Genomic DNA, 26265 nt, shown 5'->3' with positions numbered 1-26265 from the left:
TCTGTCTCTACAAGATGTTTGGAGGCATATTATGAGTAATAGTGTAAAAATAGGCAAGAAGTTGATTGTTGAAGATGTCGTAAATGTAGTTCGTTTTAATGAAAAAATTGAGTTACCAAAGGAAGCAATAGAAAAAATTCAAAAATGTAGAAATATTGTAGATAAAAAAATCCGTAATAAAGAAGTAATGTATGGAGTTACTACCGGTATAGGCGAACTCTCTGAAGTTGTTCTTTCTACAGAACAAGTAAAAGATTTTCAAAAATATATAATCTATAGCCACGCAGCCGGTTACGGTAATCCGATGCCTATTGAAGTTGTTCGTGCCGCTATGCTTAGTCGTATAGGAGCATTATCTGCAGGACACTCGGGTGTCAGACCCATTATAGTAGAAACGCTGGTAAAAATGCTGAACAGTGGCGTTACGCCTGTTATGTGTGAAAAGGGCTCGGTTGGAGCCTGCGGAGACCTTTCACCTATGGCTCAGATGGCTCTTGTGCTTATGGGAGAAGGAGAGGCTTTTTATAAAGGTGAGAGATTAAACGGAAAAGAAGCAATGGAAAAAGCCGGAATCCCAATAATTGAATTTGAAGCTCGTGATGGACTGGCTACTATAAACGGAAGCAATGTTATAACAGGAATAGGCTTATTGGCCATTCATGATACAAGTAGATGGTTGAAAACTTCCGAAATAGCTGCTGCGATGACGCTTGAAGTTTTGAATGCCAATATGAATGCGTATGATGAGAGACTTCATAAAGCACGTGGACATATCGGTTCCGTTGAATGCGCAGCAAATATAAGAAAAATAACTGAAAAAAGTAAATTATTAGAGCGAAAAGGTAAAAAAGTACAGGATGCATATAGCCTTAGAAGTACTCCACAAGTGGTGGGTTCGGGAAAAGATACCATAAAATATGTCAGAACGATATTTGAAACCGAGATAAACGGGGTTGCGGATAATCCTCTGTTTTTTGAAGACGACGGCGGCACTTGTATAAGTGGCGCAAATTTCCAGGGAACGCCGATGGCTTTTGGACTTGATTTTATTGCCATAGCGGTTACAACTATATGTGCTTTATCCGAACGCAGGACAAACAGACTTATGAATTCCCATTTGAATGCCGGACTTCCCCCGTTCTTAACTAAAGGAGCAGGGATGTTTTCCGGGTTGATGTTAACTCAATATACTGCCGGCGCTTTAGTTTGTGAAAACAGAATTTTAAGTCATCCGGCTTCAACAGGTTCTATTCCGGCTGCTGCTGACCAGGAAGACTTTGTAAGCATGGGAATGACTTCTGCTTTAAAAGCAAGACAAATAATTGATAATGCAAATGCAATAATTGCAATTGAGTTAATGGCTTCTGCTCAGGCTGCAGATTTCCTTAATCCTGCATTGCTTGGAACCGGGACGAAAAAAGCTTATGATATTGTTCGTAAGTATGTAAAATATCTTGATGCTGATCGTCCTTTATGCGGAGATATTAATAAACTTGCCGAAGTAGTAAAATCAGGCGAAATAGTTGAAGAAGTGGAAAAAGCAATAGGAACTCTGGAATAGCACCGACAAAAAATAGGATAATTTACTTATATAGGGGGAAAGATGCAGAGTAATATCTCGTGGCGTCATATGGAAGGTTCACCGGCAATAACAGCAATAATAAACGAAAAATTACTCAAGTTGGAAAAATGCTCAGAAAGATTATCTTCTATAGATATCATTATCGCAATGGAAGGCAATGCTCAACGAAATTCACACAGGGAATCAATAGAACTCCAGATAAAAATGCGTAAAATGTCAATGTTTATAATTAAAGAAGAAGGCTATGATTTGCAGGCTATGGTAGACGAATGTTTCGACATAGCAAAAAGAAAAATTAAAGAATTAGAGTCTAAAGTTCGTGACACAAGAAGAAAATAAGAGTAAAGACAGATTACAATCTGTCCATACTTCCCTACTCTGTCTTGGCGGAGTGTACTTGTAAGAGTTTCTGGTCCAGTCTGTCGGAAGCGGTTATTAACCAAGCAGGGATTTGATAAGTTGGTCTCCCGTAAAGCGGGATAGCAATCTCTAATCCAGCGGAACTGGAAAGAGCTTGACTATAATCCCGCCAAGGCGGGAAACTCCAACTAAAAATAAAGTGATTGCCGAAGAGCAAAAAGTAGATTTAAAAACACTGTCAGATAATGAGCTTGTTAAAAAAGCGCTTGAACACGATTACGAAGCTTTTGACGAACTAGTAAATAGATATGAAGACAAGCTTTATACGCTTACTTATAAAATAACCGGCAACCAGGATGATGCAAAAGATGCATTACAGGATGCTTTTATTTCTATATTTAAGGCACTGGACAGCTTTCATGGCAAGTCAAACTTCTCTACATGGGCTTATAGAATAACGACAAATTCCGCACTTATGAGACTGAGAGCAAGAAAAAAAGAACAAAACAAATTTTCTGATACGCTTCAATTAGAAGATGATGTAAATTGGGCACAGGTGCCCTCTACTGCTATGAACATAACGGACAGTATGGCAAGAGATGAGTTGAAGAAAGTTATAGACAACTCAATAAAGTCTTTGCCGGCTGAATACAAGACAGTGTTTATTTTGAGGGATGTGGAAAAACTTTCTAATTTGGAAGTAGCTAAGGTTTTGGGAATTTCACTCACGGCAGTAAAATCAAGGATACTGAGAGCAAGATTATTTATGAGAAACCAATTAGTAAATTATTTTAATGGCAGGGCTGTCTGACGACAGTTAGGTGACAAAATATGAAATGTAACGAGACGTTAAAATATATATCTGATTATATAGATGGTGGTTTATCTCCAAAATTGAAAAAACAGATAGAAGCCCATCTTAACGAATGCTTTTCTTGTAGGGCAGTTGCAGATACTTTAAAATTTGCATTAGGATTATGTCAGGAGTTGGAAGTTATTCGAACGCCTGTTTCTGTTCATGAAAGCTTGCATAAAATGTTAAAACAGGAATGGGATTTGTTGAGAGTTCCGATAAGTCTTGAACAGCCACGAATTATGGCAACAGAAATTGTCGGCAAGAGCAATAAAATGGTTATTAAGGTTGAAGTGCCGGGAATAAAAAAATCTGATATTAACATTACCGGTAGTGCGGACGCAATTGAAATAGTTGCATTCAGGGAAAGACCCAAAGGGACTTATTATATAAACGAGCTTCTTTACGGGAAACTGGAAAAACGATTTGATTTGCCGCTTACAATAGATGTTTCAAAAATTAAAATAAAAGTAGCTGATGGAATTCTTGAAATAACAACAATAGTAAAAAAATAAATGATATATAAATACTTAAACAATATCAACTCTCCCGAAGACGTAAAAAAGTTAAATACAGACGAATTAAAAGAACTTGCAGGAGAAATAAGGGCAGAGATAATAAATGTAATATCTAAAAATGGTGGTCACCTTGCCCCTTCCCTTGGCGTGGTCGAATTGACCCTTGCTCTTCATAAAATATTTGATGCTCCTATGGATAAAATAATATGGGATGTCGGGCATCAGGCATATCCACATAAACTAATTACAGGCAGACGAGAAAAGTTTAATACTATTCGGCAATATGATGGTCTTTCAGGGTTCCCAAAACGAAGCGAAAGCGAGTATGACGAGTTTGGAGTAGGACACGCATCTACTTCAATAGCTGCAGCAATGGGCATTGCCACTGCAAGAGACTTAGACAAGGAGAAATATAAAGTTGTAGCGATTATTGGGGACGGAGCGTTGACAGGTGGGCTCGCTTACGAGGGATTAAATCAGGCAGGATTCTTACGTAAAGATATAATAATAGTCCTTAACGATAACAAAATGTCCATATCGGAAAATGTTGGAGGCGTAGCGCATTACTTAAATAAAATAGTTACTACTCCACTTTATACTCAATTTAAAACGGATACCTGGGAGCTTTTAGATAAACTGCCCTCCTGGATAGGTAACGCGGCGAAAGATTCTGTGCGGAGATTAAAAGAAGGATTAAAAAATTTAGCCGTGCCTACTATGCTTTTTGAAGAACTTGGGTTAAGATATATTGGACCTCTGGACGGGCATAACATAGAATTATTGACGGAAAATTTTAAGTATATAAAAACCCTGAAAGAACCAGTGCTTGTTCATATTCTTACCGATAAAGGCAGAGGCTATAACTTTGCGCAGGCAGAACCCTCAAAATTCCACGGTATCGGAGCATTTAGTATAGATACGGGCGAATCCGTATCAAAAAGCAATACTTACAGCGATGTATTTGGAGAGATTATTACCGAACTTGCAAAAACGGATTCCCGCATAGTTGCAATTACTGCCGCAATGCCGGAAGGAACCGGACTGGATAAATTCAGAAAAGAATTCCCCGAAAGATTTTTTGATGTAGGTATAGCAGAAGAATATGCTTTAACGTTTGCTGCGGGCATTGCTACAAAAGGATATAAACCTATTTGTGCAATATATTCTACTTTCCTGCAACGTGGTCTTGACCAGTTGATACATGATATATGTCTCCAGAATTTGCCGGTTATTTTTGCTGTAGACCGCGCAGGAATTGTTGGGGAAGATGGCCCAACGCACCAGGGAATTTTTGATTTGTCTTATCTGCATTGTATTCCAAACCTTGTAATATGTTCTCCTAAAGATGAAAACGAATTACGCTCTATGCTTTATACGGCAGTAAATAATAATTCCCCAATTGTAATAAGGTATCCGCGAAGCAAAATAACGGGAGTTGAAAAAACAGAACTTCAGAACATACCTTGCGGTAAGGCAGAAGTATTAAAATCCGGGAAGAAGGGAACAATTTTTGCAATTGGTTCAATGGTGTATACGGCAATGGAAGCCGTAAAAGATTTGCCGGTAGGAGTAGTAAATGCAAGATTTGCCAAACCTCTTGATAAAGAATTATTTATGCAATTCAAAGACACTAAAATTATAACTATTGAAGAGAACGTTCTTAATAGTGGGTTTGGAAGCGCAGTAATGGAAATGTTTAATGAAGCAGGTTGTAGCGTAAACTTGTTAAGGCTTGGTTTGCCGGATATGTTTATTGAACAGGGTAATAGGAATTTCATACTTGAAAAATATGGTTTATCGATAAAAGGCATACGGGAAAAAATAGAGAAGTTTATCTTAGACGGGTAAAACAAAGATGAAAAAGTTTTTATTTTTACTTGTTTTAACTTGCTTGATTGGTTGTGGTAAACAAGTTGATGATATTGAGGGAGTAGTTGAAAGTTGCAGGTTTTTCAGGGCGGGCGTATTTGAAAAAGACATATTTCAAATCAAACTACGTACAGAAACCAAGGATGCATATTTGACAATATCTCCTAAGGATGCGAAAGAAGCCAGAAAAAGGATACATATAGGAGATTCTTTAAGGGTACACGTTGAATACGAGAAATCTAAAGGAGTAGGGAGCGAAGAAATTGCCTTGCAAGATATTTTAATTCTAAAAGAAGCCCCAAAGTAAATTAATTAGAATACCACAGATACAAACAGATTCTACCTATGTTTTTCCGCGATTTTCAAGCGAATAAGAGAACGTCTAAGAGCAGTTTCTGCGCGCGTAACATCAATACCGGAGGATTTTTGCTTTAATCTTTCTTCCGCCCTGCGCTTAGCCTCCTCTGCCCTTGAGATATCTATTTCAGTTGCCAATTCACAGGCATCGGCAAGAACGATTACTTTATCCGGTCGGACTTCAAGAAATCCACCCGTAATCGCCCAGTATGTTTCTTCCGAGCCTTTTTTTATTATAAGTTCTCCGGGTTCAAGTATAGTCATTAATGGGGCGTGATTTGGCAAAATCCCGAGCTGCCCGTTAACTCCCGGCGCAACAAGAACATTGACGTTGTCGGAAAAAGATAATCTTTCAACCGTAACTATTTCTAATTTAAAAGTAGCCATTGTTTTTACCTATGCTTCTGCGCCTGATAATGTTTTAGCTTTCTCTTCGGCTTCTTCAATTTTACCAATCATATAAAAAGCAGATTCCGGAAGATGGTCGTATTTACCCTCCAGAAGCTCTTTAAATCCTTTAACCGTTTCTTTAACGGGAACATATCTGCCCGGTAAGTTGGCGAATTTTTCTGCCACAAACATCGGCTGGGAAAGGAACTTTTGAATACGACGGGCGCGGGCAACGAGAATTCTGTCTTCTTCGCTCAACTCTTCTATCCCGAGAATGGCAATAATATCCTGCAAATCTTTATATCTTTGTAAAACTTTTTGTACGCCGCGCGCTACCTGATAATGCTCTTCCCCTACAATTAACGGGTCAAGAATACGGGAATTGGAAGTTAACGGGTCAACGGCAGGATAAATACCCAACTCTACGATAGAACGTTCAAGCGCGATTACTGCGTCCAAATGCCCGAAAGTAGCCACAATGCCCGGGTCGGTATAATCGTCAGCGGGAACGTAAATTGCCTGGAACGAGGTAATGGAACCGTGTTTTGTTGAGGTAATTCTTTCTTCCAGCGCTCCGATATCGGTGGCAAGAGTTGGCTGGTAACCGACGGCTGACGGCATTCTTCCCAATAACGCCGAGACTTCCATATTTGCAAGCACGTACCTATAAATATTATCAATAAAAAGCAAAACATCCTGTCCTTCTTTATCTCTGAAATATTCTGCCATAGTAACACCGGTCAAAGCAACGCGGGCTCTTACGCCGGGCGGTTCGTTCATCTGTCCGAAAACAAGAACCGTTTTGTCAATAACGCCGGAGTTCTTCATATCCAGCCACAAGTCGTTTCCTTCTCGAGACCTCTCGCCTACGCCGGCAAACACCGAAAAACCTCCGTGTTCCGTAGCGATATTACGAATAAGTTCCATAATGACAACCGTTTTTCCGACACCTGCGCCTCCGTAAGCGCCGACTTTTCCGCCTTTCGTAAACGGGGTAATAAGGTCAAGGACTTTGATTCCGGTTTCAAGTATTTGTGGAGTAGTTTCCTGTTGTTCCAGTGTAGGTGGTTCCCTGTGAATAGACCAGCGTTCTTCGGATTTTACTTCCCCTATGCTGTCCAGAGGATTTCCGAAAACATTAAATAACCTGCCGAGTGTGTTTTTACCGACAGGGACTTTTATTGGCGCGCCGGTGTCTACGGCTTCAAGTCCTCTTTCCAGACCTTCCGTTGGACACAACGACAAACATCGAACCCAGTTATTGCCTGTATGTTGTTGGACTTCAAGTATAATTTTATCGCCGCCTTTCTTAAGCGGATTGATTTCAATTGCATTATAAATTCCGGGTAATTCATCCGGCGGAAATTCAATGTCAACAACCGTCCCGATTACCTGAACTACCTTACCTTTTGCCATTTAACCCCCTAATTTATTTCATTTTAATTATTTTTATTAGTTTGCTATTATTTGCTTTTATAAAATAAATTCCTGATTTTAAGTTTTTGCCTATAACATTATTATTCGTTTCTTCTACTAATTTTCCCGTAATGTTGTAAATCTTTATTCTATAGGCTTTTGGGGGTGCTGACGATTGATAATTAACAGACGTTGAACCAGCAAATGGATTTGGAGACGCTTCTAATCTGTCATTCTGAGTGTTAGCGAAGAATCCTTTTTCTTCCACCCCTACCTGTTTCCCGGAAATATTTATATTATCTATCCAAACAAATGCGTTTCCCACACAACCTGCTATCCATCCGCCATCGGCATTCACACCAATTTTAATTCCGCTTATCGTATCGCTATCTGCATAGCTTTGTTCCCATTTCCCCCATATTGTATCAATGTTATCTTTCGTTTTCCATACTAATACCGGTTCATTATTTATGAAAAGATAAATTTGTAAATATTGTATGCCATAATAACCCTCATCCATTAAATTACCACTTTTAAAATAAACTTTACAGGTACAGGAGGTTGTCTTATGTACAATTTGGGATATAGACGTATACCCTGGTCTTGGCCCGCCTCCTGGTTGGTAATAACCGTATGAATATAAATAACAACTCTGTGGAGATGAATAATATTTTGTTGTATCCGCCTTAGCATAATCATTAGCATTCGTTTTTTCACTCACCCATCCCGTATCCCAAGGAGTCATATCAAAGCCACTATTAAAGATTAGGTTATCTGCTTTGCCACATAGAGGTATTAAAAACATCATTATAGCAATTTTTTTCATCTTATTTCACCTGCGCTTCTGCGCCTGCCGTAATATCAAGAAGCTCCGTAGTTATCATTTCCTGTCGCGCTTTATTCAAAGTAACGGTTAAGTTTTTAACGAAGTCATTAGCGTTATCAGTTGCGTTACGCATTGCTATCATCCTTGCGGACTGCTCGCTCGCGATAGATTCCAATATGGCGTGGTATACTTCCATTTGCACAAATCTTGGCAGCAACTGCCCGAGAACATAATACGCGTCAGGTTCGTAAATATATTCCAGAGTTTGAGATGGCGGGAATATCGTTGGTTTTACCGGAATCAAAGGTTGTATTGTTGGACGCTGTATCATAGTGGAAACAAATCTAGGATAGGCAATATAAACAACATCGTAAACTCCTGCCGTATAATCATCTATAATTACCTGAGATATCGGTAACGTATCAAACAAAACCGGTTTGTCACTGATTCCCGTGAATTCTGCTCTTACATTGCATTCGCATCTTGTCATAAAATCCCTGCCGTTGCGACCGACCGTAATAAGCGTAACAGGAATGCCCTGCTTTAATATAAAAGTAGAAGTCATTCGGTTCATATTTGCGTTAAGACCCCCGCAAAGTCCCCTATCAGTTGTAATGTGGATGACGGCAACTTTCTTGATTGCCCTTTTTTCCAATAACGGATGAATGATTCCATTGACGGAAGACGCCGCAGATAAATCGGAAATCACCTGGTTGATTTTTTCGGAGTAAGGTCTGCCGGCAAGAGCCTGTTCCTGCGTCCTGCGCATTTTGGCAGTAGCTATCATCTCCATAGCCTTGGTGATTTTAGCCGTGCTCTGGATACTTTTTATACGACGTCTTAAGACTCTTGGACTAATCATTTTAAGATATTGTTTTCTTAAACTCTACGATTGCTTTCTTTAACGCTTCTTCCAAATCCGGTTTTAATTCTCTTTCTTTGTTTATTCTGTTACCTACTTCAGGATAATTCGTTTCTATGAATTTATGAAATTTTTGTTCGAAAGAAGGTACTTGTTCTACGGGAACATCATCGAGATATCCGTTAATAACCGCATATAAAATAACGACTTCTTTGTCCAGAGACATAGGTATGTATTGAGGTTGTTTCAAAACCTCGGTAATACGTTTGCCTCGCTCTAATTGATTTTTTGTAGTCTTGTCTAAATCTGCCGTTCCGAATTGAGCAAAAGCTGCAAGTTCACGGAATTGAGCTAATTCCAATCTCAATTTTCCTGCAACCTGTCTCATAGCTTTGGATTGTGCTGCGCCGCCGACTCTGGATACCGATAAGCCCACATTCATCGCAGGACGAATCCCTGAATTAAATAAATCCGCTTCAAGATAAATTTGTCCGTCCGTGATGGAAATTACGTTTGTCGGTATGTAAGCGGATACATCTCCTGCCTGTGTTTCAACTATAGGTAGCGCCGTCAAAGACCCGCCTCCAAGTTCGGCAGAAAGTTTTGCAGCTCTTTCCAGCAACCTGCTGTGTAAATAGAATATGTCTCCCGGGTATGCTTCTCTTCCGGGCGGTCTTCTTAATAACAAAGAAATTTGTCTATAAGCCCATGAATGTTTATAAAGGTCATCATAAATAATGAGAGCATCTTTGCCCTGTTCCATAAATTCTTCACCTATGGCGCAACCTGCAAAAGGCGCTATATATTGAAGAGGCGCAGGGTCAGAAGCATTTGCGGCAACAATTATAGTATGTTCCATCGCTCCGTATTTTTCCAATGTAGCTACTGTTTGGGCGACTTTAGCTGTTTTCTGCCCGATAGCGACATAAATACATATAAGATTTTCTCCTTTTTGCCTGATAATAGTGTCAATGGCGATTGCCGATTTACCGGTAGATTTGTCACCGATGATTAATTCTCGCTGTCCCCTGCCTATGGGAACAATAGCATCCACGGCTTTCATTCCTGTGTATATCGGAGTGTTTACCGGACTTCTTAAAGTAAGGTCAGGAGCAACTTTTTCTATAGGTCTTGTCTTAGAGGATTTGATAGGGCTTTTCCCGTCCAGGGGTTCGCCAAGAGGATTTACAACTCGACCGATAAGCCCGTCTCCTACAGGTATTTCAATAACTCTTCCCGTGCATTTTACTTCATCCCCTTCTTTAATTTTAGTGTAATCACCAAATATAACGGCAGAAATATTGTCCTCTTCCAGATTCAAAACAAGCCCCATTGCTCCGGTGTGGAATTGTATTAGCTCGTTGTATTTCGCTCCACCGAGGCCGTGAATTCTGGCAATGCCGTCTCCCGCTTCGATAACGGTTCCGACATCTGATACCGTTACGTTAGAGCCGAACTCGTTAATGTGCTCTTTGATTACAGAGATAATTTCGTTTCCTTTATTTGCCATAGGTTTTCCCCTCTTTTGCCGGACCGTCGCCGGGCAAGTTTTGTTGTTTTAGTAAAGCTTCTTTTAAGAGATTTAATTTATTTTTAGTGCTGCCATCAACAAGTTTATTTCCAATTTTTATAATAATTCCACCTATAATGTCCGAAGCGACTTTAAAATCGGATACTATTTTATACCCGGTTGATTTCTCAAGATTGAGCGTCAGGTCTTTCTTTTCTTTGTCGTCAAAAGGAATGGCAGTAGTGATTGTAGCGGTTTCAATGCCTTCATAGGCATTACGAAGTTGCCCGTACTCGTTGGTAATATAAGGAATAAGTTTTAATTTATCTTTCGTTGTTAAAAGATATAATAAGTTTAAAGACTTGGGAATCAGGTCCTTCAAACGAGAATCTATAAACTCTTTTTTCTTGTCAAAATGTAATTTTGGGTTTTCTAAGATATGCGTAAAATCCATATCTTTCAAGGCTTCTGCCATTTTTATCAAAGCGGTTTGCCACTCCGCTATTTGATTGTCTTCTTTGGCTATTTGCAGTATAGCCTGCGCATACCTTTTACCCGATATAGTAATAGACATAATTTATTAGCTCTTCTTCAAAACGGAATTTTCTTTTAATACTTCTTCGATAATGTGACGGTGTTTTTCTTTGTCCAGGCTTTGTTCAATTACTTTCTCTGCTGCGGAGACTGCAACGTTAATGAACTCTTTTCTTAGTTGTTCTATGGTTTCATCGCGCTCGCGGGAAATCTCTATTTTAGCTTTAGCGACAAGGTTTTCCGCTTCCTGTCTTGCTTCTTTTTTTGCTTCCTCTTTTAATTTTTCTCCCATTAAACTCGACTGTTCTACCAGTTTTAAGCCTTCTTTACGGGCAGCATCAAGCTGGGTTTTAATTTCTTTTTCCGTATTAACGGTTTGTTGTTTTATTGCTTCCGCCTGGTCCATACTTTCTTTTATTTTTGTAGAGCGCTGGTCAAGCATTTTAAGAATAGGCTTGTATGCAGCGAAATAAAGAATAAGCAATAAAATAGTAAAATTAACAAGCTGTGCTACTAGTGTAGGCCAATTAATCCCTAACCCTTCCACTTTCACCCCCCTATTGCTACTTTTTCAATTCCGAAATCCGCAATTCTTCTCTTTTTTATTTTTTCAATCCGCACTCCAAAATCCCCAATCCAAAATCTGATTATTTTGCTACCATAGCCAATATAATAGCTACGATTAAAGCATAAATACCCAATGCTTCGGCAAAAGCGATAGCCAAAATCATATTGGTCATTATCGGACCTTTTGCTTCCGGATTACGTCCGAGCGCTTGCATTGCGCCATAACCGAGTAATCCGATTCCTATTCCCGGTCCAAGAAGTCCTAATCCTATTGCCAAACCTGCGCCTAACATCTTCATTGCTGCTGCATCCATTTCTTACCTCCCTTTATTTTATATTTTTTTCTGTTCCCTATCTACTACCTACTACCTACTTCCTACTATTTTCTTTAATGTTCTTCCTCATGTCCTGTCGTTGCGATCGTTGCGAACACAAGTGTCAGTCCGCTGAAAATAAACGCCTGTATAAATCCGACCAAACATTCCAACCCGTAAAACGGCACCGGCATTATCCACGGCACAAGAAAAGTAACGACCAACAACAATATTTCGCCTGCCGTCATATTTCCAAAAAGCCTGAAAGTAAAGCTTAACAGTCGCACAAACTCGCTTATCGTTTCAAGCAAACTGACAAAAATATCTATTATCCCGGAAAATATGTCTCCGAAAGCCGTTTTAAATTTGCCTGTAAGAAGCTGTCCTATACCACGAAAAAATCTTTTGAAATTCGTAAATTTGCTTATGTATTTGGGAAATCCGACTTCGGTTATTCCCCAGAATTCTATTGAAACAAAAGCTATAATCGCAAGCGCTAATGGCAGGTTTATATCCGTATTCGCGCCTCTTAACAAATGAGCTTCGCCTTCGTGCGTTCCGATAAGAATGCTTCCAAAACCCGGCAGCAAACTTAACCAAGAGTTTGTAATCACAAACAGGAAAATGGTTGCCACTACAGGGAAAAACCTGCGCGCATTTTTCTTACCTGCTACGCCTTCCATAAAATCAAGCAGCGCTTCAATAACTGCTTCAAATACATTTTGTGCGCCTTTCGGGACAAGCTTCATTTTTCGTGTTGCGCAAAGAGATAGACATAATAAAACTAACATTGTAATCCACGAAGTTAAAATTGTGTTGGTTACGGGAAAATATCCTATATAGAAAATTATTTGTGCCGGAAGTTCCGGGGAGGGTTTTGGGATACTAAGAAAACCCATAGTCGAACCTCTGTTTAATAAGGCCGTCCCGAGTGTCCCGCCAACAAAGCTAATCGCAAAAAGAACTAACGTAATGGAAGCAAAAATAATAAACTTTTTTAGTTTCTTCCCTTTCATATCTTTTATTTCTTTTTTTCTCTGTCTTTATCTGTTCCCATTTATTACTATTTATCTCTACCTGTTACATTTATTACTATTTCTTTTTATTCTCCGCCTTCATAATTTCTTTCAGCATTTTATATACTCCGAAAACCATAATTACCGTGCCAATACCAACGCCCGCAAAGGTAAGTTTTGGAAAAGAATGGAATTTAGTTTTATCAAGCCATAACCCCATACCAAAAGGAATGAGAAGGCTCAAAGCTATATACCAGCCAACGGCTATTAGTTGCAATGCCGCATGCCAGTCTTTCATTATTGTTATAATGTTTTTTGAGAGTAACGAAAAAAAGCTAATTTATAATAGTCTGTTTGTCAAGAAGGTATTTTACAGAAAAATAGTAATTTATTGTAATTAAGGGGAAATTAGTAGTAATTGGATAAAATGGACTCCCGTGGAAGTCGACAATCCCGCTCGGGCGTTAACCGTCTTGGCTTTGAGTTGATTAACGCTTTCCGTAGGGACATAGGGCGCTATGTCCCTCTTTCTGTCTTAAAATAGTTTGGGTAGATGAGAGCCCTCGCTCTCATCTATATATTCTATAGGGAACAGATGTCCATTTCATGTTGGGTAGGGCAAGTCCGCCTGAGGCGGATTTGCCTTGCGCCTAGGGTCTTTCTAAAGTCTGTAGTTGCAAGTTTACTTTGCTTGCCTCTGCTTTTAAAATTACCCCGCCCTTTAGGGCGGGGGGAAAGACTAAACCCCAAACAACCTCTGGGCTTTAGCCCAAAATAGGGTTTGTTGTTGCAGTCTCGCTTTAGCGGGATTATTTTATCATTCACATAACAATTAATTGACAACAAGAATAAAAGGAAGTATTAATATATATGAAAATAATAAAAGGGGGAAACTATGAATTGCTGGATAGGAACGGATGAAGCCGGCAAAGGCGATTATTTTGGCGGAATTGTTATTGCGGGAGTTCTTGTAGACGAAAAATCACTTCCTGCGCTTCGTGAACTTGGAGTTAGGGATTCCAAAAAATTGAGCGACAATCAAATTAAAAGAATAAGCAAAGGTATTTATGATGCTTGTCTCTGCTCTGTAGTTGAAATCGGAATAGAAAAATATAATGACTTATATTCTAAAATGAAAAACCTTAATCATCTTCTTGCCTGGGGACATGCAAGAGCGATTGAAAATCTTTTATCCCAGCAGGAATGTCCTCTTGCAATTGCAGATAAGTTCGGAGACGTGTCTTATATTGAAAACGCCCTGATGAAAAAAGGCAAAAAAATAAAACTTATCCAGAAAGTAAGAGGAGAAGAGGATATTGCAGTTGCCGCCGCTTCAATACTTGCTAAAAACAAATTCATTGAAAACATAGAAAAACTATCTGCCAAATATAATATGGAATTGCCAAGAGGCGCAAGTCTGGTTGATGAGGCTGCTCGCGCTTTTATACAAAAATATGGATTCCAGGGGTTAGGAATGGCAGCAAAATTACATTTCAAAACTACAAATGCCTTGCCAAAAGAACCCTTAACTACACCCGATACCCCTGTCCCTCAATCAGCTGCCCAACCTTCGGATAAACCACAAGACAAAACCCAAGTTCCGCAATCCCTGCCTACCGGACAGGCAGGCGCAATCCCCAAATCCGTATTTCCACCGAGTAAAGTCACTTCTGGGCCTCAGCCGATTCAACAGGGTTTGGAAAAGTTATGGGCGCCATGGCGTTCGGAATACATAAAAACAACTGCGCATAAATCCAATAGTTGTATATTTTGTGATAATAAATTGTATATAATTATACAGGGTGATAAAGCTTTTGCGGTATTAAATACTTTCCCTTACAATGCGGGACACATTATGGTTACGCCTGTCAGGCACGTTGCGAACATTGAAGAGTTGTCCCCCGCAGAACTATCCGAAGTGTTTACGATGGTTCAAAAATGCGTATCAAAAATCAAAGACAAACTAAAACCGGATGGGTTTAACATCGGGATAAATGTAGGGAAAGTTGGCGGCGCAGGAGTGGAAGGACATTTGCATATTCACATAGTCCCGCGCTGGAACGGCGATACAAACTTTATGCCGATAGTCGCCAATACAAAAGTCGTATCCCAATCACTGGAAGAAACTTATAATTTGTTGAAAGAATAAAATAAAATGTTGAGCGAAGCGAAATCCGCCTCAGGCGGAAAGAAATATTTGGAACATCTGGAACATCCCGCTCAGGCGGTGGTGCTTTTATTTATTATCCTTACGGGAACAAACTTATTTGCCTCCGCACCCGATACCCTCTGGACAAGAACTTTCGGTGGAGCTGCCGGGGATGGGGGATATTCAGTTCAGCAAACTCAGGACAGCGGGTTTATCATTGTGGGACAGACATGGTCTTTTGGAATAGATTCTGGGGATGTTTATCTTATCAGGACAAATTCCTCAGGTGATACTCTTTGGACTAAGACTTTTGGTGGGGCGGGCAATGACTTTGGATGGTCGGTTAAACAAACTCAAGACAACGGTTTTATTATTGCAGGATATACAAAATCTTTCGGGGCGGGCGGATACGATGTCTATCTGATTAAGACAAATTCTTCAGGCGACACTATCTGGACTAAGACTTTCGGTGGAACTGGCAGTGATTATGGCTATTTTGTTCAACAGACTCAAGACGGTGGTTTTATTATTGCAGGAACTACATTCTCTTTCGGGACAAATGGCGATGTTTATCTGATTAAAACAAATTCTTCAGGAGACACTCTCTGGACAAGAACTTTTGGTGGAACTAACTATGATGGTGGTTTTTCGGTTCAACAGACACAAGACGGTGGATTTATTATTGCAGGAACATACTCTTCTGGGGCACCTATTGATGTCTATCTCATTAGAACAAATTCGTCAGGTAACACACTTTGGACAAAAACTTTTGGTGGAGCTGGGGTTGATGAGGGGTATTCGGTTCAACAGACTCAAGATGGTGGGTTTATTATTGCAGGAAATACACTCTCTTTCGGGGCGGGCAATTGGGATGTTTATTTAATCAGGACAAATTCTTCCGGCGATACTCTTTGGACAAAAACTTTTGGTGGAACGGATGTTGATGAGAGTTATTCAGTTCAACAGACTAAAGACGGCGGATTTATCATTGCAGGTCTTACACAATCTTTTGGGGCAGGCAATTTGGATGTCTATCTCATCAGGACAGATTCTTCGGGCGATACTTTGTGGACAAAAACTTTTGGCGGAACTGCTGTTGATGCAGGGTATTCAGTTCAACAAACTGAAGACGGCGGATATATAATCGCTGGTATTACAGGCTCTTTCGGGGCAGGTTATGGGGATGTCTATTTGATTAGGTTGGGGAAAGAAACAGGGGTAGAAGAAAAATTAAACATTAAAAATCAAATATCAAAATTAGAGATAGGAGAAAACCCAATAACCAATTTCGCAAATATTTCTTATACTGTCCCCTCTCAAAGTGGTCTAGAATTAAAACTCTACGACCTGTCAGGTCGTTGCGTCAAAACATTAGTCAACGGACAAAAACCGGCAGGCACTTATACCACAACCCTAAACTCAAAAGACCTAAAAGCAGGAATATATTTTGTAAGACTTGTAGTTGGTGGATACAAGGAAACGAAAAAATTAATTTTGATGAGATAGAAAAAAATATATTGATAAAAAAACAAAGTCTTAGGACGCAGATGAACGCAGGTAAACAGGGGAAGCAAAAATTATTTATTTTTCTTCTCTGCGAACGGAGTTTACCCCGAAGAAGGCGGGGCGACTCTGCGGTGAAAATCTTAATAAAATGATAGAAAAAATAAAGCCGGTATTAAGAAAAAAGCATTTCGAGGAAGTCAACCCCTTAACCATTAAAGACAATGTGTTCAAGTTAATAGGCAAAGACTGGATGCTGATTACCGCAGGCGATATTAAAAAGTTCAACACAATGACGGCATCGTGGGGCGGGTTAGGAGTGCTCTGGAAAGTTAATGTATCTTATATCGTAATAAGACCATCAAGATACACGTTTGAATTTATGGAAAAAACTGACTCGTTTACGCTTTCGTTTTTTGAAAAAAGGCACAGGGAAGCCTTAAAGTTTTGCGGAAGAAGGTCGGGCAGAGACGTTGATAAGATTAAAAAGACCGGGCTTACTCCGAAAGAAGGCGCTTTGGGCGTTTACTTTGAGGAAGCAAGACTCGTAATGGAATGTAAAAAAATGTATTACCAGGACCTCATTCCAAAACAATTTCTTGATGAAAGAATAGAAAAAAATTATGGGAAAACCGATTATCACAGAATGTATATCGGCGAAGTTGTAAAAACATATTTAGGCGTTAAGACTTAATACCAATAAAATACAAAGAGAAAAGAACAGAAATTTTGGACGCAGATGAGCGCAGATAAAAAGGATAATGCAAGACAGTTAACGGTAATTAGTAAACAGAAAACAAATAAAGTCAACAGTGATCGAAGAGAAATTTAAGAGAAATAAGAAATGGGGAAAAATCTCTTGCAATCTCTTAAAGTCACTGTTAATAATAAACTAAGTCAAAAGGAAAGCATTTGATAATCGCAGAAAGCCTGCCTGCGGTAGGCAGGAAGGATTTTGAAAATCATGGTAATCTGCGTTTATCTGCGTCCTAAAAAGGTTTTAAAAAGAGGTAAACATTTAATGGGATTGGTATAAAGAATATGAACTGGCAATCGTTTCCGTTTAAAGACCATCCACGCAAAACAATCTTTCTTATGGTGTTTTTGGTCTTGTTTGCAATCGGAATATATTTTTCTTTTGGGCTGTACTGGATGATAGTATCAATGATTTTTTTCTGTACAAGTATAAGCGCTTATTTTCTGCCGACAAAATATACAATGGATGATAACGGGGTAACGATAAAAGGTATTGTAGCCGTAAGGGCAAAAAAATGGAGCGAGTTCGGAAGTTGTTATAAAGATAAAAACGGTATACTCTTATCTCCTTTTGATAAACCGACAAGGCTTGACAGTTATAGAGGTACGTATATAAGATTTAATAAAAATGCAGAAGAAGTAACGAAATTCGTTAAAAGCAAAATAGAAAGTAATAGTAGGTCAGACATTCCTGTCTGACAATAAATAAAATATGCAGAATATTTGGCGTATTTATATTATGTCAAAAGACGTTAGACACTTGTCGGTTTTGTAAACGTTAGGGGGTAAAAAATGAATTATTTATTATTTTTAATTTTTGCTTCGCTTGTCCAGTCCGACGGGAAAACAACTTGCTATACTTCCTATGATAAAATATCTCTTACCCTGAAAATAGAGCAACCAACAATTACAAAGACTACAGAGTATAAATCCAATAGGACTTTTGTCAGATTGTCAATCCCGACGGATAAACAGGTAGGCTTGAGTAATAGCGTTGGGCTTCCTGAACTTCCCGTTATAAGAAAAATTATTGCCATTCCCGTATGCGAAAAAGTAACATTGGAAAGCAGTTTTTCTCATACTGCCACAATGCCGTTAAATAACCCGATATACCCACGCCAACATTCTGTATCAAAGAACGTAAACTACAAAAAAGAGTTTGTTATGGATCAGAACTATTATACTAAAAACGAAACCTTACCCACGAATAGAGTCCGCATAATTAATATAGGAAATATAAGGGGCTACAGAATCGCGGTCGTCGAAATTTATCCCGCAGTTTACAATCCTTATAAAAACAATATAGAATTTTCCGATGAGATTCAGGTTACTTTGAATTTTGTAAATCCTGATTGGACAACTACAAAGAGGGATTTCCGGAGGTTAAATAATCCTAATGATAATTATCTTAAAGATATTATTGTAAATTATACATATTTTCAGACATCTTTCAAGGGACCGCAATTACCCATTGGATATCTTATAATAGTTCCGGATGAATATTATTCAAAGATATTGCCCCTGAAAGAATGGAAAACTCAAAAAGGATATTACACAACCGTAACAAAGCTTTCGGAGATAGGAAGCGCTACTCCCGAGGGAATAAGAGATTACATCAAATCTGCTTATGATACGTGGCAGGTTCCTCCGACATTTGTTTTGTTGGCAGCAGATGTGGATAAAATCGGGTATTTTTCGTATTATACTTCCGACAGTATAAGAACGGACTTAAATTACAGTTTGATGGATACTACGGATTACCTTCCCGATTTATATGTTTCTCGCTTCTCCGTTGGGGATACAACCCGGATGGATAGCCTTGTTAAAAAGACAATAAAATACGAAAAGAATAACTGGTCTAATGGTACGGGATGGTGTAAAAAAGCTTATTTTATTGCGACTACGGACGGAGGTAATCATTTTATAGCCGAGAGTACAAACATATATTGTATGGAAAAATGTCGCGCCAATGATATGATTTGCGATTCGTTGTGGGGATTCGCATCGTCGGGAACGCCTATTGCGCAAGCCGTAGATACGGGAGCTTCTTTTGTAATTTATTCGGGACATGGCGGAACAAGTTTATGGCAGGGGCCTGTTTTTTCAACTACCGAAGTTCATAATTTAACTAATGTAGATAAAGTTCCTTTTGTTGGCAGTTTTGCGTGTTACACGGGAACGTTTTCGGCAGACGAATGTTTTACCGAATCCTGGCTTCGTTCCGGATATCGTGGAGCGATTGCAACCCTTGGTTCTTCAGTTTCTTCTTACTGGGAAGAAGATGACCTCCTGCAAAAATATTTGTTTGATGAGATGTTTGATTCGGGGACTACCTGGACAATGGGCGCAATTAATACTGCTAAACTTTTGTTATACCAACACTATGGAGATACTTTAAATACGCAGGAATATTTCAGAATGTATAACTTAATAGGCGATGGCAGTATAGATATTTATTCGGATGTTCCGCATCCTATTGCAGTAAATTATCCGGGAGTGTTTCCTATTGGCGTATGTACTTTATACGTATCTCTTACCGATAAGGGAGCTCCGGTTAAAAATGCTCTTGTGTGCCTGAAAACAGATACTATTTATTCTTCATATACGGATGGGACGGGTTATGCAATAATTCCATTAAACACTTCAAGCCCATTTTTGGGAACGATTACGGTAACGGGACATAATCTGGCAACTTTTGAAGACAGCATAACAATTACGGGCGAACAGGAAAATTTCCCCGGTATTCAAACTTCTAAATTATCCGTATACCCAAACCCGGCTACAAAAAATGTAAACTTTATGCTTGAGTTAGGCAAAGATATTAAATTGGCTAACGTAAACTTGACTCTTAACATTTACGATTTAACCGGCAGTTTAGTAAAATCTTTTCCAATGACCCAATTACCCAATGACCCAATTACCTTTTTCAAATGGGATTGCAGGGACAGCTACAACAAAAAGGTCCATTCCGGAATTTACTTTTATAACCTTAAAACGACTACAGGCAAACTCTTAAAAACAAATAAGTTGATTTTATTGTAGGAATACATTACGAGTGGGTAGCCGCAGGCTTTAGCCTGCGTTAAGCTATGTAGGGATTATGACAGAAATTATAAACATAGAAACTAAAAACAACAAAGCCCAGGTTTGTTCCGGGGAATTAGTTGGTTTTGAGCAGGGCGGAATACAGTATATTCACGGCGGCGGTAAACCCTCAGACTTAAAACAAACAGAAGATTATTCCGGATGGCAGAAGTCTGAAATTATAATGTTTCCTATTGTCGGAGCGGTTGTAGGGTATAAAGTTAGGCTTGAAGACAGATTTGTTAATCATGATATCCACGGCATTTCCAATGCGATTGAATTTGTTACGGAAAGTCAGGAAAGCAATTCCGTTCAATTGGTTCAGCGATACGACGGGAAAGCCCCGATTAAAAACCCAAACTATAAACCCCGCAGCGCTTGCCCGGAATATCTTGAGTGGCCGTTTAAGTATGAACTTAGAAAATCAATAGAACTTACGGAAACGGGAATAAAAATCGGGATATCGTTAACTAATAAATCAAGCATAGATATGCCTTATATGTTGGGATTTCATCCTGCTTTCAGAACGCTGGGAAAAGTTCATCCTGCTGTTTTTGTTGAACTCAGCGGAGAGAGTTATACCTTGGAAGAAGTAATTAAGGAGTCAATCGAAGGCAACGGAGCACTTTTCCTTAAAGGGGTTGAGCGGTTATCTTATGAAAATACAGGCACAAAGAAAGGTTTTGAGTTTATATCCGGAAACTTTAACAACATAATGATGTGGTCTCCGGGCAAAGACTCAGGAATGTTTTGCATTGAACCCATAACAAATTTACCTGAGGAATCCCCCGCCGCACGGAAATATTTTGTCAATAAAACTCAACACAAAATAATTAAACCGGAAGAAACAAAAGACTATTGGGTTGAAATAAAACCAAAATTACTTTCTAAATAGTAAAAGAAATTTTCCACACAAATAATTTGTAATACAAAAAACTTGACAATTCTCTAATCATTTGTAAAGTGCTCGCATCATCCCTTGTGGGTGAGTAACTTACAAGGTCCCTCTGGGGTACGCTCTAGAGGGTTTTTTTTTATGAATAGAATTATATTCTTAATAGATGGATTTAATGTTTATCACTCTATATTAGCACTTGAGGAAGATACTGGTTGCTGTACAAAATGGTTAGATTATAAATCTTTATGTGAGTCTTACATTCCTTTAGGTGGAAAAGATGCTAATTTAGAAGCTGTTTATTATTTCTCCGCTATCCCATACTATTTAAATAAACCTGATAAAATCCAACGTCATAAGGATTATATTAAATGTCTAGAATCTACGGGAATTAAAAAAGAATTAGGTCGTTTCAAAGAAAAAAGTGTTTATTGTCAGCAATGTAGAAAGATGATTTTAAAACATGAAGAAAAGGAAACAGATGTTGCTATAGCAATAAAACTATTTAAAATTTTTCATAAAAAAGAATGTGATACTGCTATTATTATGACTGGCGATACCGATTTATCCCCAGCCGTTAGAGAATGCAATGCCTTATTCCCGAATAAAAAAATTATGTTTGCTTTTCCTTTCTTTAGATATAATGCAGAACTTAAACTTTTAGCTCCGGATTCATTTAAAATAGGTAAGGAACAATACATAAAACATCAGTTACCCAACCCTGTAATTCTCCCGGACGGACAAGTAATACACAAACCCCAAACATGGTAAACAATACAAATCAAATACCTTACCCAAATAAAGAGGAAACAATTTTAGAACGGTAAATATTTTTACCTCCTGCGAAAATGCCGGTATTTCAGTTGCAGACCATTTTGCCGATGCCGGGAAAATGGTCGAACTTGGCAGTGGTTCCCAAAGAAAAATAGATGATATTGCTTTAACCCGTTACGCCTGCTACCCAATTACTCAAAGCAATTAAGAAGAAAAAGGATTAAACAAAGTAAAATATAGATTCCCCTATTTTACCTTCAACACCTAAGATAAAATACAAATTCTAGAGCAAAGTGCGGGATTATCATTTTGTCCTTAATAGAAGACTTAGTACTCCGATAACACGAGCAATAAATAGAAGTTTGATACAAAAACAAGGGCAGGTTTTGTTCTACCTGCCCTTGTTTTATATGCTGTTCGTTTCTTAATTTTCTATTTCTTTCCCTTTTTCTTGTCTTCATCCACGACTTCGTATTCCGCATCTACGGGACCTTCACCCTGTGGTCCTGCGGATTGCTGAGCTTCCGGTCCTTGTGGGCCTTGAGTTTCCTGTTGAGGTTGCTCCGGTCCTACCCCTGCGCCCTGTCCCGGTCCTTGTTGGGCTCCCGTTTTCTTGTAAATTTCTTCGGCGATTTTGTAACTTGCATTCTGTAAAGTCTCCATCTTTTGTGTAATTAGCTTAGCATCGTCTCCCTTGAGAGCGTCTTTTAATTCCGTAATCGCTTTTTCTACCGTTTCTTTTTCGGATGGATTTACTTTGTCTCCAAGGTCTTTCAAATTCTTTTCCGTAGAGTATACAAGTCCGTCTGCTTTGTTTCGCACTTCTATTAATTCCTGTTTCTGTCTGTCGTCGGCTTCGTGTTCTTTTGCTTCTTTTTCCATTTTATCTATTTCATCTTTGCTGAGTCCCGATGAGCCGGTTATTCTTATAGATTGTTCTTTGCTTGTTGCCTTATCTTTTGCCGAGACGTTTAATATCCCGTTAGCGTCTATGTCAAAACTTACCTCTATTTGTGGAATGCCGCGTGGGGCAGATGGTATGCCGACCAGGTCAAATCTTCCGAGACTTCTATTGTCTTGCGCCATAGGCCTTTCCCCCTGTAGAACGTGTATGGTAACCGCGTTTTGTCCGTCTTCCGCAGTAGTAAATATCTGGGATTTGTGAGTCGGTATGGTTGTATTTCTTGAAATCATTGCCGTTCTCACTCCGCCAAGAGTCTCTATTCCAAGAGACAATGGAGTAACGTCTAGCAGTAAAACTTCTTTGCCTTTCTCGTCTCCGCCTGCGAGTGAGGATGCCTGGAGAGCAGCGCCAATGGCAACTACTTCATCCGGGTTAACGCTCCTATTAGGTTCTTTGCCGAAGAACTCTCTTACGAATTTCTGAATTCTGGGCATACGAGTCATTCCGCCTACAAGTACTACTTCGTCAATATCGGATATGCTTTTTAGTTGGGAACCTGTTCGATTCATTGCATCTTCAAGCGCTTTTTCGCAAGGTTTGCGTGAGCGTTCAATCAAATCGCCTACCAGCGCTTCTAATTTTGCTCTTGTTAATTTCTGGTCAAGATGTTTTGGACCCGATGCATCTGCCGTTACGAATGGCAAATTAATGGTCGTTTCCATAGATGTGGAAAGTTCACACTTTGCTTTTTCTGCAGCATCTCTTAATCTCTGTAATGCGCTTTTATCTTTACCCAAATCTATTCCATTAGTCTTTTTGAATTCGTCTATCAACCATTCTACCAACCTCTGGTCAATATTATCTCCACCAAGGTGGGTATCTCCGTTTGTGGACAAAACTTCAATAACTGCCGGTTTAGCCGACATATCTATTTCCAGTATTGATATATCAAAAGTTCCGCCGCCGAAATCATAAACCGCGACCTTTTCTTTTTTCTTTGTACCCACTCCATAAGCAAGCGAAGCTGCGGTAGGTTCGTTTATTATCCTGAGAACGTCAAGTCCTGCAATCTTACCCGCATCTTTTGTTGCCTGACGCTGCGCATCATTAAAATAAGCAGGAACGGTAATAACCGCTTTGCTTACTTTTTCTCCCAGATATGCTTCTGCAGATTTCTTTAAATACTGTAAAATCATAGCAGAAATTTCAGGAGGAGAGTATTCTTTCCCTCCCATTACAACTCGTGCGTCCTGATGCGGCCCTTCAGTTACTTTGTAAGGAACAAGTCTCATTTCATCGGACACCTCATCCTTTCTTCTGCCCATAAATCTCTTAATAGAATACACCGTATTTTCAGGATTTGTTACGGATTGTCTTTTGGCAAGAACGCCTACCAATTGTTCACCGGAAGGTGTCATTGTTGCTACCGATGGGGTAGTTCTTCCACCATCAGGGTTGGGAATTACCGTCCATTCCTTGCCGTCGGCAACCGCAACACAGGAGTTGGTCGTTCCTAAATCTATACCTATTGTTTTTTCTGACATTTTAGTCACCTCTCTCTATTTTTAAGAAGCCTTTTCCGTCTCCGGCGGGATTATCTCCACCTTGGCGGGGGCATCTTTTTGGTTGTTTTTATCTTTAATCTCTATTTCTACTTTTTGAGCAGAATCACATACTTTTGACACAATAACCTTTGCCGGTCTTAGAATTTTATCGTTCAAGGCGTATCCTCTACAAAGTTCCTTAACTATTATGCCATCTTCCGTATCTTTACTTTCTTCTACTCCTACAACTTCGTGTAACCTCGGGTCGAATTTTGTCCCTTTCCCGCTGAAAGGTTTTACCCCTTTAGAGTCAAGAAACGCCAAAAAGTTATTGTAAATAAGCTCTACTCCTTTATAAAAGTCATCAATTTTTGGAATTTCTACCGACTTACCCTTTTTTTCGGTCGAGTCGGATTTTGTTTCCCTGTCTTGTGGATTTAGGGCGTTGACCAATTTTAGTGCACTAAGAGCGTGTTCAAAATCGTCTACGACTCTTATAAAGTCTACAAGCATGTTCTCCCTTGTATATTGTAGTATTTCGGCCCGTTCTTTAACTGCCTGTTTTTTGTAGTTTTCAAGTTCGGCAAGGGAACGCAAGTATTTGTCCTTGTATTCCTCTGCTTCTTCTCTAAGCGTTTTGCATTTTTTGTTCATCATTGTTTTTGTCCTTTCAAAATGTTAGATGCGTATCTTAATAAAAGGATTCAATTATTAGAAATTTTTTTGATAGGACTTTTGTTTTTATGGTTGACAGTATAGGAAAATTGTTACAACATAACGAAGAAGATTGTAATTTTTGTGTATTACAAAAATGTAAAAATGAAGGGCATAATTATATTGTTTCTTATAATTGTTTCGGATGGGACAAAAGGAGAAGAATTATTCAAAGATAAGGAAATATTTAAGCCGGGAAGAAAATGGACTTATTCGGCTTTTTTTATTAACACAAAGAAAGATACTGTTGACTCTCAAAAAGTTGAATTGGAAGTTTTTAATGAATTGTGTGGCTCGCAAAGAAAAATAAAGTGGTTATACGGGAAACCTCAATCTTACGATTCGGATACTGGTTTGTTGAGGGAACTTAATGTACCTATTTCTTATATAAATGAAGAAGCGACCGGAGTTGTAGAAAACAATGAGGAGGTTTTTCTTCATCCTCCCAGGGTAGGCGCATTTGAATTTACCGAGCTTGCTCCTTTTCCTGATTTCTTTAGAAAGAAAAAAACAATGGGAAAATACATTGACTATATCTCTTTGGCGACACGAAGAATGGTTTGGGCTCAGAGTAAATACAAATGCTAAGGTTATCAAGAAAGTTGAAATCCCGACATTGTACAAGAAAATTCCGGAATGCTGGCAAATTGACGCAAGGGGAGAAAGTAAATTAGGAATATATAAAGCAACCTTTTATTTTCATCCTCAATACGGATTTGTCCGTTGGGAATATACAAAACCCGATAGTACACAAGTCATTCTTGACCTTGAAAAAGTTTCGGGGTTCTAAGAAGTAATAATAATCAAGATGGCTTTACCGGATTAATTCGCTTCCTTATTCACGTATACCGTCTGCGTTGGGTAAGCGAACTCGATTCTGCGCTTTTCGAATTCTTCTTTCAGCGTAAGGTTAATTGTCTGCTGGATATCCATATATTTATTATAGTCATTGTTTTTAACGTAATAAA

At 39.0% G+C, this 26265-nt stretch carries 28 protein-coding genes; 15 read left to right on the top strand and 13 right to left on the bottom strand.

Annotated elements, in window-relative coordinates; translation table 11 throughout:
- The first annotated feature begins 31 nt into the window (after positions 1–31).
- From hutH to WC614_04830, 6 genes are all read left to right on the top strand, one after another.
- Positions 32–1561, top strand: coding sequence for a histidine ammonia-lyase (gene hutH, locus WC614_04855; protein MFA5032332.1), 1530 nt, complete (start codon positions 32–34; stop codon positions 1559–1561).
- Positions 1562–1603: 42 nt separating this feature from the next.
- Complete coding sequence (locus WC614_04850) at positions 1604–1921, top strand: HPF/RaiA family ribosome-associated protein (protein MFA5032331.1); 318 nt, start codon at positions 1604–1606, stop codon at positions 1919–1921.
- Between the two features lie 175 nt (positions 1922–2096).
- Positions 2097–2753: a sigma-70 family RNA polymerase sigma factor gene (locus WC614_04845; protein MFA5032330.1), complete on the top strand. Its 657-nt coding sequence runs from the start codon at positions 2097–2099 to the stop codon at positions 2751–2753.
- A 20-nt stretch (positions 2754–2773) separates the two neighbouring features.
- Positions 2774–3310: an Hsp20 family protein gene (locus WC614_04840; protein ID MFA5032329.1), complete on the top strand. Its 537-nt coding sequence runs from the start codon at positions 2774–2776 to the stop codon at positions 3308–3310.
- On the top strand, positions 3311–5161 hold the full coding sequence (dxs, locus tag WC614_04835; GenBank protein ID MFA5032328.1) for a 1-deoxy-D-xylulose-5-phosphate synthase: 1851 nt from the start codon (positions 3311–3313) through the stop codon (positions 5159–5161).
- Between the two features lie 7 nt (positions 5162–5168).
- Positions 5169–5489, top strand: coding sequence for a hypothetical protein (locus WC614_04830; protein ID MFA5032327.1), 321 nt, complete (start codon positions 5169–5171; stop codon positions 5487–5489).
- A 32-nt stretch (positions 5490–5521) separates the two neighbouring features.
- Here WC614_04830 and WC614_04825 read toward each other — a convergent pair whose 3' ends face one another.
- From WC614_04825 to WC614_04780, 10 genes are all read right to left on the bottom strand, one after another.
- On the bottom strand, positions 5522–5926 hold the full coding sequence (locus tag WC614_04825; GenBank protein ID MFA5032326.1) for a F0F1 ATP synthase subunit epsilon: 405 nt from the start codon (positions 5924–5926) through the stop codon (positions 5522–5524).
- Positions 5927–5935: 9 nt separating this feature from the next.
- On the bottom strand, positions 5936–7345 hold the full coding sequence (gene atpD / locus WC614_04820; protein ID MFA5032325.1) for a F0F1 ATP synthase subunit beta: 1410 nt from the start codon (positions 7343–7345) through the stop codon (positions 5936–5938).
- A gap of 13 nt (positions 7346–7358) precedes the next feature.
- Positions 7359–8171 (bottom strand): T9SS type A sorting domain-containing protein, encoded by an 813-nt coding sequence (locus tag WC614_04815; GenBank protein MFA5032324.1) that lies wholly within the window; start codon positions 8169–8171, stop codon positions 7359–7361.
- 1 nt (position 8172) lies between these two features.
- Positions 8173–9033: an ATP synthase F1 subunit gamma gene (atpG, locus tag WC614_04810; GenBank protein MFA5032323.1), complete on the bottom strand. Its 861-nt coding sequence runs from the start codon at positions 9031–9033 to the stop codon at positions 8173–8175.
- Position 9034: 1 nt separating this feature from the next.
- The gene (gene atpA / locus WC614_04805) at positions 9035–10543 is read right to left on the bottom strand and encodes a F0F1 ATP synthase subunit alpha (protein ID MFA5032322.1); all 1509 of its coding nucleotides are present in this window, start codon (positions 10541–10543) and stop codon (positions 9035–9037) included.
- Complete coding sequence (atpH, locus tag WC614_04800) at positions 10533–11117, bottom strand: ATP synthase F1 subunit delta (GenBank protein MFA5032321.1); 585 nt, start codon at positions 11115–11117, stop codon at positions 10533–10535. The genes atpA and atpH overlap by 11 nt, the downstream gene beginning before the upstream one ends.
- A gap of 6 nt (positions 11118–11123) precedes the next feature.
- The gene (atpF, locus tag WC614_04795) at positions 11124–11624 is read right to left on the bottom strand and encodes a F0F1 ATP synthase subunit B (protein ID MFA5032320.1); all 501 of its coding nucleotides are present in this window, start codon (positions 11622–11624) and stop codon (positions 11124–11126) included.
- Between the two features lie 100 nt (positions 11625–11724).
- Positions 11725–11958: an ATP synthase F0 subunit C gene (locus WC614_04790; GenBank protein ID MFA5032319.1), complete on the bottom strand. Its 234-nt coding sequence runs from the start codon at positions 11956–11958 to the stop codon at positions 11725–11727.
- A 74-nt stretch (positions 11959–12032) separates the two neighbouring features.
- Positions 12033–12974: a F0F1 ATP synthase subunit A gene (locus WC614_04785; protein ID MFA5032318.1), complete on the bottom strand. Its 942-nt coding sequence runs from the start codon at positions 12972–12974 to the stop codon at positions 12033–12035.
- Positions 12975–13050: 76 nt separating this feature from the next.
- Complete coding sequence (locus WC614_04780; GenBank protein MFA5032317.1) at positions 13051–13272, bottom strand: AtpZ/AtpI family protein; 222 nt, start codon at positions 13270–13272, stop codon at positions 13051–13053.
- Between the two features lie 597 nt (positions 13273–13869).
- Here WC614_04780 and rnhC point away from each other — a divergent pair.
- From rnhC to WC614_04745, 7 genes are all read left to right on the top strand, one after another.
- Entirely contained in the window at positions 13870–15123 is a 1254-nt protein-coding gene (gene rnhC, locus WC614_04775; GenBank protein MFA5032316.1) for a ribonuclease HIII, read from the top strand.
- Between the two features lie 6 nt (positions 15124–15129).
- Positions 15130–16629, top strand: a complete 1500-nt coding sequence (locus WC614_04770) for a T9SS type A sorting domain-containing protein (GenBank protein MFA5032315.1) — start codon at positions 15130–15132, stop codon at positions 16627–16629.
- 148 nt (positions 16630–16777) lie between these two features.
- Positions 16778–17320, top strand: a complete 543-nt coding sequence (locus tag WC614_04765) for a flavin reductase (GenBank protein MFA5032314.1) — start codon at positions 16778–16780, stop codon at positions 17318–17320.
- A 347-nt stretch (positions 17321–17667) separates the two neighbouring features.
- Positions 17668–18081, top strand: coding sequence for a hypothetical protein (locus tag WC614_04760; protein MFA5032313.1), 414 nt, complete (start codon positions 17668–17670; stop codon positions 18079–18081).
- Between the two features lie 93 nt (positions 18082–18174).
- Positions 18175–20424 (top strand): C25 family cysteine peptidase, encoded by a 2250-nt coding sequence (locus tag WC614_04755; GenBank protein ID MFA5032312.1) that lies wholly within the window; start codon positions 18175–18177, stop codon positions 20422–20424.
- 58 nt (positions 20425–20482) lie between these two features.
- Positions 20483–21361: a hypothetical protein gene (locus WC614_04750; GenBank protein MFA5032311.1), complete on the top strand. Its 879-nt coding sequence runs from the start codon at positions 20483–20485 to the stop codon at positions 21359–21361.
- A 141-nt stretch (positions 21362–21502) separates the two neighbouring features.
- Positions 21503–22132, top strand: a complete 630-nt coding sequence (locus WC614_04745; GenBank protein ID MFA5032310.1) for an NYN domain-containing protein — start codon at positions 21503–21505, stop codon at positions 22130–22132.
- Positions 22133–22567: 435 nt separating this feature from the next.
- On the opposite strand, the gene dnaK is transcribed toward WC614_04745, so the two are convergent.
- Both dnaK and WC614_04735 read right to left on the bottom strand, forming a co-directional pair.
- Positions 22568–24583, bottom strand: a complete 2016-nt coding sequence (gene dnaK, locus WC614_04740) for a molecular chaperone DnaK (protein MFA5032309.1) — start codon at positions 24581–24583, stop codon at positions 22568–22570.
- Between the two features lie 21 nt (positions 24584–24604).
- Positions 24605–25240 (bottom strand): nucleotide exchange factor GrpE, encoded by a 636-nt coding sequence (locus WC614_04735; protein ID MFA5032308.1) that lies wholly within the window; start codon positions 25238–25240, stop codon positions 24605–24607.
- A 162-nt stretch (positions 25241–25402) separates the two neighbouring features.
- Here WC614_04735 and WC614_04730 point away from each other — a divergent pair, with 162 nt between their 5' ends.
- Together WC614_04730 and WC614_04725 are read left to right on the top strand one after the other, a co-directional pair.
- Positions 25403–25885 carry a hypothetical protein gene (locus tag WC614_04730; GenBank protein ID MFA5032307.1) on the top strand — a complete coding sequence of 161 codons (483 nt, stop codon included), beginning with the start codon at positions 25403–25405 and terminating at the stop codon, positions 25883–25885.
- Positions 25824–26087, top strand: a complete 264-nt coding sequence (locus WC614_04725; protein ID MFA5032306.1) for a hypothetical protein — start codon at positions 25824–25826, stop codon at positions 26085–26087. Before WC614_04730 ends, WC614_04725 begins: the two co-directional genes overlap by 62 nt.
- Before the next feature lie 32 nt (positions 26088–26119).
- Here the strand turns inward: WC614_04725 and WC614_04720 are convergent.
- Positions 26120–26265, bottom strand: a 146-nt coding sequence (locus tag WC614_04720) for a mechanosensitive ion channel family protein (GenBank protein ID MFA5032305.1), incomplete at its 5' end; no start/stop codon positions are given.

The sequence above is a fragment of the bacterium genome (assembly GCA_041649255.1).
In the GTDB taxonomy this organism is placed as follows: domain Bacteria; phylum Hydrothermota; class UBA3073; order JACQXS01; family JAQTXJ01; genus JAQTXJ01.
Note: the sequence above shows the minus strand (reverse complement) of the source record. Positions and strands in the feature narration are given on the sequence as shown.